A 14,086-nucleotide genomic window follows, 5' to 3' on the forward strand; every position below is an offset into this window, starting at 1 on the left:
CCTCCCGTCGCTAGCGGCACCTGCGCGTCGGTTGGCCCTCTCCGTGCTGTGGGACGGGGACGATTCGAAGGAACTCCCACTCGTATGAGCAGGAACGTTCTGTATATCGTCTCTACGTTGCGGAAAAGTGGTGTTACGAGTCAACTCTACAACATTCTCGATCACTTGCACCGAGAATTTGTTCCGTTTATCCTCACGCTCTCTCCAGAGGGAGAAGACACCGATTACGAACGATTCGCCCAACTGGATGCTATGTTCTATTCATTGGGGCTTTCACGCTTCGGCGGGGCTATCCGTGGACCGTTTCGTCTCCGTTCCGCCGTCGAGGAGGTCGATCCGGACGTCGTACACACGCTGGGAATCAGAGCTGACACGCTCTCAGCGTACCTCCTCCCAGAATACGATCGAGTCACGACGATCCAGAATCACCCCTACAAGGATTACCCGACAAGGTATGGAGAGCGACGGGGAACCGCGATGGCCTGGACGCACGTCCACACCTTCCGGCGAATCGATCGGCCGGTCGCCTGTTCAGAGACAGTACACGAGCAGCTCAGCGAGTACAGTGTCGAAGCGGAGACGATCCAGAACGGAGTCGATTGTGAACGGTATCAGCCGGTGTCACCAGCGCAACGACGACGACTTCGCGACGGGCTCGATTTGCCCACGGACGAGCCCGTGATCGTCTTCACTGGCTCTCTGATCCCTCGAAAAGATCCACTCACCGCGATACGAGGGTTTCTGGGGAGCGACGTCGAGGGATCGACGCTCGTGTTCCTCGGAGATGGTCCGCTCAGAGCGGAGTGTGAGTCGATCGCGTCGTCAACGGACAGTATTCGGTTCGAAGGTTGGGTCGATAGCGTCAAGGAGTATCTCGGCGCTGCCGACTACTTTCTCGCCTCATCGAGAGCAGAAGGGCTTCCAAACGCGGTAATGGAGGCGCTGGCTACCGGATTACCGGTCTGTCTCTCGGATATCGGCCCGCACGAGGAGATACTCCAGTACGATTTTCGGGCGGGTGAGCTGTTTGCTGCCGGTGACGAAACTGAACTGGCCACTGTACTCGATGAACTTCTCGCGACGGACGTCAATGACCGTTCGGAAGCTGCGGTCGGAATCGCACGAGACTGGCTGAGCGCGCGATCGATGTCAGAGGAGTATCAACGTCTCTATAGTGAGATTATCTGTTAGCTCCGATTTCGGCGCTGTGAAAGCGCGACTCGGGAGAGTGCCCGAGTATCAGATGGAAGATCGAAACGCAGCTCTCCCCCTCAGGAAACCCATAGACGTGGGCCCGTTAAATCCTTCGTAGAACGGGAGAAACCCGTCGACCACCAGGACGGCAGAGCACCACCACACGTGGACGTCAGGAAGTCCAGGGAGTGCGACGCGTGGGCCCCAGGCCGCTGCCCGGACGAATCGGACACTACTCGTCGGACGCCGACTCAAGAGGGCTCGATCAGAGAGCGATCGGATACCGCCCGTATACGATAGTTGTTAATTCTTCAGATAGCACAAAAATGTCAAATAGGTGCGCACCGTCTTCCCGGAAGGAATTCACGTCTGCAGGTGCACGACGAAATGTCATCCGGGGTTCTCTACATCACAGCCGGGAAAATGTACCTCGAGGAAGCGAAGGAATCGGCCCGGATACTGAAGGCAGAAATGCCTGATATCTCTATTTCGATCGTCGCAGATCGACCCCCCGAATCAGAACTGTTTGATGAATACATCGAACTGTCCGAGCCGAACTTTGGGTGGCTAGACAAAGTCGAGAATTTATCCCGGACGCCGTACGACAAAACGGTGTACTTCGATAGCGATGTCTACGTCGAGAGCGAGTTCTCGGAGATTTTCGATATCCTGGACGTGTTTGATGTAGCGATGGTTCCGGATCCGAACCAGCACCCCGTGCTGGACTCTCAGTACAACGCACAAACGACGGAGATGTACTCGGGAGCTGGTCGCACACTCACCGAATTCAACGCTGGTGTCATCGCCTACCGGATGACCGATTCAGTGAACGACTGTCTCGACGATTGGCAGGAGTTGTACGACCCAGACGAACACTGGAGTGATCAGCCATCCCTACGCGTCGCGCTTTCACGGAACGACGTGCGGTTTTACCCGTTGAGAACGCAGTACAACTACATGCCCGGTCTGGAGAACCTTCTCAGTGGAGAGGTGAAGATCGTCCACAATCGGCTCATCGATTCCCCGGATCTCCGCCCACGTTACAAGGACGTACCTCCATCCGAACTCCAGTCAGTCATCGCTAAAGTGAACAGTAACGCAGGGATCGCACGCGTTGCATACCCCGCCCTCGGTCACGGCGGCATTGAAAGCTATCACGAAATCGTCGTCCGTCCCCCCACGTCGCCACCCGAGCGCCTCTACTACTCCGTGAAGGCACACGGCCTGAGTGCGACGGTACGGGCATATCCGCCAGTTTCCTTGGTAGAGAGTCTGTACCGATCGATCACCGAACGAGGGGTAGAGACAACGACGAGAGCGATAGCCAGAAAACTCTTAGGGAAGAGTTGAGCAGTGACCGGATGCAAGGAGGAAAAACCCTGTCACGGACGCCAGGACCACTCTTCGCGTTCGCCAGCTGGACACGATCGGTCCAGACATCAATAGAGGGTGACTCCATGAGAATCCCGCTGAAATACCTGGACCGTGAAGTATGCCATGGAGTCCCGAAGGTCGATCTATGACATGCACCTCCGAGTACGGGAGGGTGACGGACCTCGGACGCGAAGGTACAGGAGAATTGGGATCGCAGCCCGGCCGACACCGGTCGGTCGCGGCTGCGAGCCCGTAGCGATGTCGTTCCGCTTCACGCGTTCAGGACTCCAGAGGGCACCATGACCGCAACCACTGATCACTACCTGGGCATTGACGTCCACAAACGGCAGCCACAGGTCGCTGTCCTTGACGATGAAGGTGCCGTCGTTGAAGAGATCCGCGTCGTTAACGCGGATCTCGACGAGATCGCAGAGAAATACGCAGGAAGTCAGGCGGCGATCGAAGCCGGAAGCAACTACTTCACGATCTACGACAGGCTCGATGAGCAGTTGGATGTGGCTCTCACAATCCGGCCAAGGCGGATTGGCTCGAAGATCAGAAACAAAAAAATGACCGCAAGGATGCCAAGAATCTGGCACGATTTCTTCGGTTGGGCAAAGTTCCCGAAAGTTACGTTCCACCCGAAGAATACCGGCGCTACCGCGCGCTTGCGCGCGGTCGCAAAGAAGCTGTAGACAAACAGTCAGATTTCAAAAACGAGGTCAACTCGTTGCTGGATCAAAACGGCGTGATCTACGATGGATCGTTGTGGAGTGATCAAGGGCGTGAGTTCCTCCGGGAACTTACGCTCGATTCAGCTTCAGAGCTGTTGTTGGAGCAATGGCTGGAAGCGATCGATGAGTTTACAGTGAAGATCAAGCGGATGCAGCGGCGGATCGAAGAGATAGTAACGGAGGTAGCAGAGGTGGAGACGTTGATGACCGCGCCCGGAATAGCAGCGTATTCCGGGCTCATGATTCACGGTGAGATCGGTGAAGTAGATAGATTTGACCGTGCAGCTGAAGTGGTGAGTTACGCGGGATTAGGCCCAGTAATCCGTGAGTCTGGTGACTCGCGGAGAGAGGGCCGAATCAGCAAGGAAGGAAACGGCTACTTGCGGTGGATTCTGATCCAATGCGCGAACACCGCGGTTCACAACGCGAAGGATCCGTACTTGAGCAGTTCTACTGGCGGCTACGGAATAAGCGTAACAAACCGCACAAGGTAGCGATCGTCGCAACTGCACGCAAGCTGCTAGTGGCGTTGTTCAACATGCTCAGGAACGACGAAACGTACGACCCACCGGAGGTGAGTGCCTGAGAGACGCCCTGGCGTCTCTCATCGGCGGGTTTGAAGCAGGACGAGCGACTGGTGTGTCAGTTCAATAAGTGACCGCCTGAGGGCCAGCTGAGAGTCTGATTCGACCGCTTGATAGGGATTAGTGACGTCCAAGATCAGGTCGTATCGTGTGGCCCGGAACAATTTTCTCGATTCACGTGGTATGGCTCGGTAGCGGGATTCTCAGCGATGTCATAGAATACGTCACACACGAAAGAGTAGGGTTGAGAAGCCGTGTCCAGCAGCACTCAAACCCTGCAAGATGAACCTTGGATAGACGAGTTCTTTAATCTCGTGGCGGTCGAGACGCTTCCGCTCTTTGAATACCTCGACTTCAACTTTCTCAGTGAGTATGACGTGTTCGCCCCCTCCCGTCGGGGGCGAACACGAGATCATCACCCGCCAGAACTGTTCAAAGGCTTTCTTCACTGCTACTACAAGGGAATCTACGGGCCTCGTCCTGTGAGCTGAGAACTCCAGAATACAGCCGTCTGATTCAGCTGTGGGTTCGAGCGACTGCCGTCAAGAGACGCAGTCGATCGCTTCCTCACTGATCTTGGACTCGTCGTTGACGACGTGTTCAGCCGATCGTCGAGCAGGCCGCCACCCGCGGCCTGCTCGACTCCACGTTTCGAATCGATTCAACCGATCTCGAAACCCTCGCGTGGAACGATGACGCTTCGTGGAACTACGATCCAACGGCTGAAGAGTACTACTACGGCTTCGGCCTCACGATTGTTTCGGCAGGGCCAAAGATTCCGATTGCAGCGGAGTTTACGCAGGCGAAACAGGCCTCGAAGGAGACGGCGATGCGCGTCACCCGTGACGCGCATCGCCGTCAAACAGCCGATCTGGACGCTTGGAGACAGTGCCTACGACATCCTTGACTGGCACGACTTCCTGCTGGAAACAGGAGTCGTGCCGATCGCCCCGTACAATCCACGAAACACCACTGATCCGCTCGATATCGAATACCGCGTCGAAAACCGAATCAGCGAATTCACCGAGGATGTGACGCTCAAGCGTTCGACTGTCGCTGAGACCTACAAGCGTCGAACGCAGGTTGAACGAACGTTTGAAGCGTGTTCAGACTGCGGCCTCAGGACGCTTCGCGCCCGAGGCCGCGTCCATGCGCGGGTACAAGCGTATCTTGGACTGTGCCTCCGAGTGATCGTCGCCATCACGAACTACGAACAGGATGAAAATCCGGGTCGAACCAAGCTCGTGGCATGAGATGAGTTGTATGACACCCTCTTCGTTACCAAGCACAGCCTAGCCTCGCCGATATCATCCATTTTCAATAGAGCACTCTGAAAGAGTGTCATGAATGTGGTAATAGTTGCTGGTCGCTTCAAGCGCGGCTTTGGACCCAGCGTACTGCTGGGCAGAGTAATCGAGATTCACGCTTTCGACGCGAACCTCTTCGACGATCTCACCGTTTTTGTTCAATACTGCGATTTGTGAGTACCGCTTGTGTATATCGATTCTAATGAACATTGGACTCACCTTGGAACGCCGGTGCGTGAAACAGAGATTCACCTATACAGGCTTTCCCGACTGCCGCTTTAGTGCCTAGCGTAACTTCTGAAGGTATCCACCAAGGTGCTCGTCGATCCACGAGACTGCGAAACTCAGTTGAGTCGTAAGTTGCTTAAAGAGCTCAGTGAGGAGAGCGCGGTATTCTGCCGCGCTCTCCACGATCAACGGCGATGCTTCCCATTTGAGGCTCTTCCAGACCTGTTCGATTGGGTTGAGATCAGGCGAGCCAACTGGGAGAAACACGAGATCAATGCCCAGTTGGTGGGCTCGCCTACGCGTGTACTCACACACGTGCGACGAGAAGTTGTCCAAGACGAGCAGAATCCGCTGGCCCGGATTCTGCTCGCGGATCCCTTCGAAACAGCCACAGATCCGTTCTTTCTCTTGATTAGCCGGAAACTGAATGACACTCTCACCGGAGAGTGCGTAGAACCCGACCGCTGGTTCGTCTAACTTCACCAGCGGTCGGGTGATATATGGGTCATCCACGGTGTAGAGCCGCTGAGAGTTGTCCCACGGTTGGAGATGCGACGTGTCGAGAAATCCAAGGATAGTTCCGCCATCCGTACGGATTTCCTTGTCAACAACCCACCCTTCTTCCTCATCTCCCTCGCGTTGGTTGTGCGGCTCATCAGTCCCCTCATCGAACGCGTCGGCGACGCGTTCGTCGAGAATCTCTTCGGCGTTCTCCGGGCGTGATGGATGCTTCGTCCGTGGAATTGCGTAGGAAAGACCGAGATCTTCGAGGAATGTACTCAGGTAGACCGGATGAAATTCTACGTCGAATTCTTCGTTGATGAGATGCTGAATTTCCTGTTTCTTCCACGGCTGTCCGTCACGAAGTAGTTCCAAGAGGAGTTCTCGTTGGTCCTCGCCGAGCTTCGGGGGCCTGCCGCCCCCGAAGTTCGGCATCAGCAGTCCAAGACCGCCTTTATTCCATCGTCGAGCCCAGCGCGTTCCTGTCGCGGAGGACCTGCCGACGTCATCGGCAGCGTCCTCCAGTGTTGCTCCCTTGTAGACTCGTTTGATGAAGATCAGCCGCTCAGTGAGTTTCTCATCAGTAGATTCCGCAAGAAGTCGGTCGAGATCGTCCTCACTGAGGTGACGGACGATCTCTTTGCGGCGATCTCCAGACATACTCTCATATCAGATGTTACCTTCATAACTTCCCCTGACCACTATGGCGGCAGTCGGGCTGTGACGTCCAGGACTCGGCTTCCTACGCACTCAGACCAGTCAGCACGTGCTCTCGGGCACGGAATAGAGCTCGGTCTCTTGGGTCCCATACTTGTTTCACGCTCTCATGGGATAGCAGAATTTCCATCAAGTCAGCAGAAGTCTCGTAGTAACATGGATGGGTGGATTATGGGATCGGTATCGAGTCACAACGGGGAGGTAGGATCTTCGCCTGGGTCGTGCCCTCGTATCCGCTTCAGCTCCCTGAAACCACGCCTCCCGAGTCGAACTCCTGGACTCCCGAGCAAGGAGAACAGGGCCAGCCCACCGAGTTTCAGCCGGTCGTTCGGCGAGTAGTACGCTGCCCGGAGAAAGGAGAGTGGCGCCTTCGGCGACCACACGCGTTCTTCGAGCTCTCGTGAACCCTGAAGCCAGTGGGTGTGCTCGAGCACCGTCCGGCGGAGTACGGGTGGATACTGGTCGTACACCTCAGCGTACTGGTTGATCACCCGAAATCTGCCTTCGACGTTCTGCAAGGACGCACCGAGAGAGTCGTCGGAATCCATCCGTCGTTCGACGAGAGGTTCGTCGACGTAGTCGAACTCCGTGCGAAGGGCGAGCTCGATTTTCATTCCCAGATCGTCCGCCGCGTGACAGTTGCGGAGCGGCATGATTCGATCGAGCACCTGTCGATCGATCAGCATCGTACAGGTGTAGCAGGCGTCGGGAAACCCTTTGTCGATCCGTAGCATCTCATCGAGGACGGAACCGTGGGTCCCCGGCTCCGGAAGCACGACCTCGCCTTTTTCGTGGGGCCAGGAGCCCCGGTAGTGAGGCCGATAGCCGGAATAGACGACGCCGACGGATTCCGAAAACATGGGGAGCTGTTTGGCTATCTTCTCCGGATGGAGCAGGTCGTCGTCGTCGAGAAATTGAATATACAAGCCGTCGGCGTGCGTTACACCGACGTTGCGTGCGGCATGTGCATCAGAACGTCCCGCGAGCGGGACGTACGAAACCGCCGGATACTGTTCGACGAGGGTGCGCGCGTGTCCATCCCCCGAGCCGTCGACGACGATGACTTCTATCGATTCGTGGGTCTGCTTGAGGGCGCTCTCGATGGCGTCTTCGAGGAGGTCGTTCCGATAATAGGTCGTGATAACGATCGAGACGTCGGCCCCGCCGCCTGTCATGCTAAAAGTAGTACCCCGTGATGGGCCTTATAGCCCAGGGGGAGAGCGGCCTGAGTAACTGAAAATTGACCTACCGATTTATTCGCAACACCCTCGTCTAGTGTTCTCGATGTCGCTCTCCAATCTCGTTATCGCCCTTCTCGCTGGGATCGTACAGGGGGTCGTCGAATGGCTTCCCGTCTCGAGTCAGGGAAACCTCTCGCTCTTTCTGACGATAGTCGGGATGAGCCCCGACGTCGCCCTCCAGCTCGCGCTCTTCTTACAACTCGGGACGACCGTCTCCTCCGCTCTCTATTACCGGGAGGACATCGCTGAGGCCTTCAATGCGACCCCAACGTGGCGACCGCGAACGGCGTTCGACGGTCCGAACGCCGTCACTTCGTTCGTAGTCGTCGCCTGTTTTGCGACGGGGCTCGTCGGGATACCGCTGTATCTCACGGCCGTAGACGTCGCGAGCGAACTCTCCGGTGGCCTCTTTATCGCTCTCATCGGCGTCTTGCTGATCCTGACGGGAGTTCTCCAGCTCACGTCCCAATCCGTCGATTTCGCGACGAAGTCGCATCCGACATTCGGTGACGCCATCATCGTGGGTGCGCTGCAGGGTCTCGCAATTCTCCCCGGCGTCTCCCGCTCCGGCGTGACGACGAGCAGGCTCATTTTTCGGTCTCACGACGCGCCATCGGCGTTCAGACTCTCGTTCTTGCTCTCGATCCCTGCAGGGATCGGTGCGGGGATACTGACGGTGTTCGCCGCGGGTGGGTTACCGGGTATCTCGTTCGTCGCTGCCGTCATCGCGCTGTTTGCGAGCGCGGTCGTCGGCTACGCGACAATCGGTGCGCTCATGCGGATCGTCGAGTCAGTTCCGTTTTGGGCGGTCTGTTTCGGTCTCGGTGGGCTCGCTATTCTCGGTGGTGGACTCGTTTCAGCAATATGATTGGAATCGGGCCCCGGGGCAACGTTCAAGCACTCCCCTCCTCCGATCCTTCGTCCGTGGACGTTTCGACTGCATCGTGTTTCGACGCTGCTCGATTCCGTAACAGGGAGAGCGCGTCGAATAGCACGCTTTTGAGTTCCATTCTAACGAGCCACACGTCGAGGAGGAACGATTGCCGTTCGATGTACTGGAGGTCGTAGTGTAACTTGGCTTCGGCGTCCGTGCTGTCGACGCCGTTAATCTGTGCGAGTCCCGTCAGTCCGGGTTTCACGAACCACCGTTGTTGCCACTCCTCAACTTCGCGCTCGAGCAGCCGTTCCTCCTCGATCCAGGCCGCTCGCGGACCGACGGCGCTCATCTCCCCCCGGAAGATCGACCACAATTGCGGGATTTCGTCCATGTGGGATTTCCGAAGCAAGCGGCCGGTCGACGTAATTCGGTCGTTCTCTTCGTCAGTTTCCGGTTTTGCATCCTCACTGCCGAGAAACATCGTACGAAATTTGGGCAGTTGAAACGTGGTTCCGAGTAAGCCGGTTCGTCGCTGCGTGTATAGCACGGGTCCCGAGTTCTCCATCTTAATCCCGAGGATGATGATCGCAATAAGAGGCGCCAGCGTGACCAGCCCGACTGTCGCGAACACGACATCGAACGCCCGTTTCAGTGCCCATTGTTGCCACGTGAACGGGTCGAAGTTAACAGCGGCCCACTTTCTATGCGTATGCGAAGAGATGACTTTTGAGGCGTGGTCAGGATGAACGACGGCTTCAATGTTACGTCGCCGACACGCCCGTAGCGTTCCGAAAAACCGATGGCGATCAGCGTCCCGAAACGCGAGGACGACACAACCGACGTTTCGGTCGACGAGCACGCGTTCGAACTCCTCGAGTTCGCGGACTCGCCCCCCGACAGGGCCATCGGTCTGTTCCACCTCGGGGTTACCAGTCTGCTCCATCTGGAGGACGACGCCGCCGTTCGTTCGAATTTCACGCGCGTTCCCAAATTCGTCCAATGCGTCTTCGAGCCGGTCCTGATCGTCACCGACGATGGCGACGGGCTCCTGTCCCGACAAATCGTATACGTTCCACTGACGCATCTCCATTACGGTACACCTCCGGAAATGGGCGAACGGGGCGGTACTGCGGTCGAGAGGGATGTGGAGTGGAGTTTTTGGCACGTCTGGGTCGGCTCATGCTTTTCATCAGTAGTGATTCTCCGCTCTCTCCCCGTAGCTCCGTACAGCGTGACAATCACGAATAACGATGCACTGCGCCAGTACTCCTGTGATAGTGACGATGACATGGCTATCGCTCCCCTTTCTCCTTACCGATACTCGGGAGAATCGGCTCGGAGAACTTGTGTGCGTCCTGGATCGGCCTCGGCGTATTAAGAGTAGAAGTCGTTACATCGGGTACTGTCTAGTTGAGCTAGTTTGAGGAACGAGCAGGTGTCACCGTCTAGTTTAGCACTTCCACTGGCGTCTGTCCATTGAATGATTAATGCGGCGCTGTGTGTTATAGTAGTGTACAAACTGTTCAAGGAATTCTCTGACGCTTGATCGACTGTCGACCCATGAGTTATGAAAGCGGTCAACGCGCATCTTGAGGGTGTGAAACCACTTTTCGGTACGGTTTCGGTCGACATAGTCGAGCTGACCGCTCAATCCTAATCGGGAATGGGCAGTCAGATATCCATAGCTATCGACGAGAAGCACTGTGTCGTCAAGATCGTCTTTCTCGGTCAATCGATGCAGGAACGCAGCGGCTGGATCGGTGCCTCGCCGTCCGAACACTGCGACATCAAGGATTAGCCGTGAGTCTAGGTCTATTGCAGCGCATACCCAAGGCCAGCTACCGTTAATCTTGATAGCGGTCTCATCAATCGCGACTGCGACGGCTTCGCCGTCGATGGGTCTAGTACGCTGTCAGTCAGCTGATGTTCCCAGTGCCAGATCGATTGGTGAGTGCGCTCTACGCCAACCAAGCGAAGAATTGCTTGTGTCTCTCGAAGGGAACAACCGGTCGCGTGGAGGCGGACGCCCTGACGGATGTCGCCGTTCGCTCACGCTCCCAAACTTCATCAGACTCCGCCGCGTAGCTCTCGCTGAGCAGGTCTGCGAGCATTCTAGCCAATTCACTCAGCAACCTGCTCACTTCTCAAACTGGCTCAACTAGTGTTGCTTCAACCGTTAGCTGATGAGCCAAAACCGGCAAGCGAGACCAGTCTTTCACTCATCGGTTGAGCCTTGAAGCAACACTAGACAGTGCCATCGGCACCAATGTGACCGTTGTCGGGTGTATTACGGGGACCGGCTCGACGATCGAGCGACTCGTCCTGTTCACTTCCGCGCTCTTGCACACTCGAGTCGGGGGACTTCTCACTGTAGCTATTCGGGCGGGTCATTGATCATCACGATAGCTTCGCCGTCAACGAGTGTTGTTGTCCGATCTTCGGCATCGATTGTCGTCGAGAGACGGTACTGCTCGTCAGCTATGATTTCTCGAACTTCGACTGTTCCGCTCACACGATCCCCGATTCGCACCGGGTCACGGAATTTCAGATTTTGTGAGAGATAGACCGTCAAACCAGGGAGGCGGGCAAGTGCGGCGCTGATAAGCCCGGCAACGAGAGTTCTGTGAACGATCCGTCCGTCGAACCGTGTCTCGGTGGCGTACTCGTCGTCGAGATGCAGGCGGTTAGTATCGCCCGTTACTTGGACGAACGTCTGGACGTCTTTTTCGTCAAGGACTTTCGAAAAGGTGCCGTATCGCCGACCACGATTTCCTCGGGTTCCTCGACGGATCGTTCGAACGTCCAATCGTACTGTTCAAAGCCGATGGAGTCGATATCCGCCGGTTGATTCTCTCGGATCGAACTGTTGAGTAGTGATGATATAAGTGCTTTATTTCCACGGAGCTCTTTATCACCGATGTTCCCACTCTTGTCCATGTGTTCGTGGACATACGTTTTCGTAAGTAGCGTTCAATCTTGTTTCTTGTTGCTTTGAAGAACTTAATGAAGAAGGCAACTAGTCATTAGTGAGCAGATTAGGCAGTAAGGGCGGTAAAAAGGAGGTCCGCCTGGCGAAATGGCTCATCGCACCGGAAAAGTTTATCATACAACCGTTCCGTATCGTGTTGTTGTGTTGTGTGGTCTCAATGTTCATAGTAAAATGCAGCACCTGCCAGGAGGCGAGTTCTTTCGGAGACTATACTGAAGCCAATGGCTGGCGGCGTAAGCATACTACTGATGGGCACCTTGTCGAAATAATCTACAAGTCCGACAGGGTGTACGTCAAACGCTGACTCCTTCGACACCGGCGCACCGTGGTATGTGGTCGTTTTCAGTAGCTTTACCATATGGTATTACCAAAGGTTACTCCTCGCTCGTTTCAGTGCTCTGGCAACCCCTCGAGGAGTTCCCGGGTAGCTGTCCGGACGGCTGCGTCGATTTCCGTCGTTGGCTCCCAATTGAATGCAGAGAGCTTCTCGATCGAGACCCACATTTTTGACACGTCGTCAGTCCAGCCCCGATCGCCGCCCGTATACTCGTATTCCGGATCTAAGCCCATTTCTTCGGCGACGATATCCGCGATCTGGGTCACAGAGGTTGTCGTTCGTGTACCGAGGTTGACGGAGATCGTGGGCTCGCTCGCTGGACGTGTAGTCCTGCATCAATGCAATCATCAATATGCATGAAAGACTTCGCTTGACGGCCGTTTCCGAAGATCGCCAGGATCGTCTCCTGCTGTTTCTCGGTCAAATCGGATAGCCCGACGTCTGAAGCCGACTGGCGCTCCGATTGCGAGTCGTCGTCCTCGGTGCTTACGTCGGGACCGTGATCGTGGTCGACCGCCCCTTCGTGGTAGATCATAGCGTCATCGTTCGATTCGGATTCGATTTCATCGTGGATCGCGTCGTTGTCGATCCCGTCGGTCACAGAGGGAGGAGCGGAATTCACCTCCGACACATCGTCGTCCCCCTCCGGCTCGTCGTCGCGGTCGATCGACGGCTCGTGCTCCGGTCCTGTTTTCTCGGTCGTCATCGTTTTTTCGTCGGCCGTTTCCTCGTCGTCTTCTATTTCCGGGTCGCCGTACTCATTGAGCACGCGCTCGACGAGATCAGTCGTCGCGAAGCTAATCTCCTCAGCGAGCTCCTCCATGGATGTGCCGGGCCGCTGTTCTGCGGTATCCAGAATCTGTTTGTGGAGGACTGCTCGTGGAACAATGCGATCAGTATCGGTACGCCCCTCAGTGGTTGCAGTATTGTTCATATGTCTCCTCCTACCTATGTAACGTACACTGAGGTACTATCTACCGGTTCTTATACGTTTTTCAGTAGGATGATAATTACACTTGCTCCGATTACTCTAGTGATGAATAGAAGCGTCGGAAGATTGCTGATTTACGATAGTACTTCCAAGTATCAGCAGCCGTTATGACAGTGGGAGGGCCGTCTGCGAGCGATGTCATCACCTAGTACGAGGGAAAGGACCCTCTCACAGCGTCGTTCGTCAAAAATACTCTGCTCGATTCCACGTATTCGGTTGCCCATTATCCGATAAATTCCAATTTTTCGGTGAACCGGTTGACACGGTCGCGATATATTGTGGTTGTATTTGCCAGCAGGCAGTTTAAATTGCTAACGTAAACGAAATAGATGCTTCTACGCTCTCCGGCCGGTCCGTCTCCTGCTGCGAAAAGCGGACTAAAACTAATTACTACCGGTGCTATACACCAGTACTTATGTAAATAGATCCGTTCGCCCTATTCCTCTCCGACTGAACGATTTTGTGCCTAACGACCGGTGCTGACGAACACTACTAAAACCAAGTCTGTAACCGGCTAGCGCGTGGCTACACGTCCAGTAGAATGGCCGGACATCGGACCTCGAGTGGGCAGGCAGACAGAGATCGATCACGCGTCATTCGACTGGGAACCAGCCACTGTCGCCCTCGGTTCTCTCGGCGTTGACATTCGCGAGAGCGAATTTCTCGTGTCACCTATCAAAATACTTGGTTTCTATAGCTGTAGACTATAGTAGCTCATTAGTAATATAGATCAGTTAATTCTGGACGGAGGTAGTATTGTGTATTTAATACAATCTCAGGGCCTCGAGATCGTTAGATCTCACTGAAGAAATTCCGATAAAGGTGCCGTATTTCTATGTAAGCCGGATGAAAATAGGCTGAGGACGAGTTCAATAATACTAGATGATGCTAAGATACACTATTTATTATAATCTACCGGCAAACTTGATTAAATTGGAGTAATTTACGCTATAGGTAGACAAATATACAAATATCGAGGGGTAAAAGATCAAATATTACGTATTCTAGACAT

Annotated in this window: 7 protein-coding genes and 5 pseudogenes; 5 read left to right on the plus strand and 7 right to left on the minus strand. The window is 55.1% G+C overall.

Annotated features, from left to right (window positions below; genetic code table 11):
- Nucleotides 1–84: 84 nt before the first annotated feature.
- From NATOC_RS17025 to NATOC_RS17040, 4 genes and pseudogenes are all read left to right on the plus strand, one after another.
- Complete coding sequence (locus tag NATOC_RS17025) at nucleotides 85–1,191, plus strand: glycosyltransferase (RefSeq protein ID WP_015322718.1); 1,107 nt, start codon at nucleotides 85–87, stop codon at nucleotides 1,189–1,191.
- A gap of 378 nt (nucleotides 1,192–1,569) precedes the next feature.
- Nucleotides 1,570–2,544 (plus strand): hypothetical protein, encoded by a 975-nt coding sequence (locus NATOC_RS17030; RefSeq protein ID WP_157224649.1) that lies wholly within the window; start codon nucleotides 1,570–1,572, stop codon nucleotides 2,542–2,544.
- Between the two features lie 323 nt (nucleotides 2,545–2,867).
- Nucleotides 2,868–3,888, plus strand: a pseudogene (locus NATOC_RS17035) (IS110 family transposase).
- A 252-nt stretch (nucleotides 3,889–4,140) separates the two neighbouring features.
- Nucleotides 4,141–5,139 (plus strand): annotated as a pseudogene (locus NATOC_RS17040) (transposase).
- A 75-nt stretch (nucleotides 5,140–5,214) separates the two neighbouring features.
- Here the strand turns inward: NATOC_RS17040 and NATOC_RS17045 are convergent.
- From NATOC_RS17045 to NATOC_RS17055, 3 genes and pseudogenes are all read right to left on the minus strand, one after another.
- Nucleotides 5,215–5,403: pseudogene (locus NATOC_RS17045) on the minus strand (IS110 family transposase); the annotation flags it as partial.
- 75 nt (nucleotides 5,404–5,478) lie between these two features.
- A complete protein-coding gene (locus tag NATOC_RS17050) occupies nucleotides 5,479–6,582 on the minus strand; it encodes an IS630 family transposase (RefSeq protein ID WP_015322721.1) in 1,104 nt (367 codons plus the stop codon).
- 245 nt (nucleotides 6,583–6,827) lie between these two features.
- On the minus strand, nucleotides 6,828–7,814 hold the full coding sequence (locus tag NATOC_RS17055; RefSeq protein WP_015322722.1) for a glycosyltransferase family 2 protein: 987 nt from the start codon (nucleotides 7,812–7,814) through the stop codon (nucleotides 6,828–6,830).
- A 109-nt stretch (nucleotides 7,815–7,923) separates the two neighbouring features.
- Here NATOC_RS17055 and NATOC_RS17060 point away from each other — a divergent pair, with 109 nt between their 5' ends.
- On the plus strand, nucleotides 7,924–8,748 hold the full coding sequence (locus NATOC_RS17060) for an undecaprenyl-diphosphate phosphatase (protein WP_015322723.1): 825 nt from the start codon (nucleotides 7,924–7,926) through the stop codon (nucleotides 8,746–8,748).
- A 25-nt stretch (nucleotides 8,749–8,773) separates the two neighbouring features.
- Here the strand turns inward: NATOC_RS17060 and NATOC_RS17065 are convergent, their stop codons facing one another.
- The 4 genes and pseudogenes from NATOC_RS17065 to NATOC_RS21315 form a co-directional block, all read right to left on the minus strand.
- The gene (locus NATOC_RS17065; protein WP_015322724.1) at nucleotides 8,774–9,847 is read right to left on the minus strand and encodes a sugar transferase; all 1,074 of its coding nucleotides are present in this window, start codon (nucleotides 9,845–9,847) and stop codon (nucleotides 8,774–8,776) included.
- Nucleotides 9,848–10,202: 355 nt separating this feature from the next.
- A pseudogene (locus tag NATOC_RS17070) lies at nucleotides 10,203–10,868 on the minus strand (IS6 family transposase).
- A gap of 263 nt (nucleotides 10,869–11,131) precedes the next feature.
- Nucleotides 11,132–11,563 carry a MaoC family dehydratase gene (locus NATOC_RS21310; RefSeq protein WP_394296428.1) on the minus strand — a complete coding sequence of 144 codons (432 nt, stop codon included), beginning with the start codon at nucleotides 11,561–11,563 and terminating at the stop codon, nucleotides 11,132–11,134.
- 573 nt (nucleotides 11,564–12,136) lie between these two features.
- Nucleotides 12,137–12,480: pseudogene (locus tag NATOC_RS21315) on the minus strand (UDP-glucose 4-epimerase); the annotation flags it as partial.
- Nucleotides 12,481–14,086: the final 1,606 nt, after the last annotated feature.

The organism is Natronococcus occultus SP4, from assembly GCF_000328685.1.
In the GTDB taxonomy this organism is placed as follows: Archaea; Halobacteriota; Halobacteria; order Halobacteriales; family Natrialbaceae; genus Natronococcus; species Natronococcus occultus.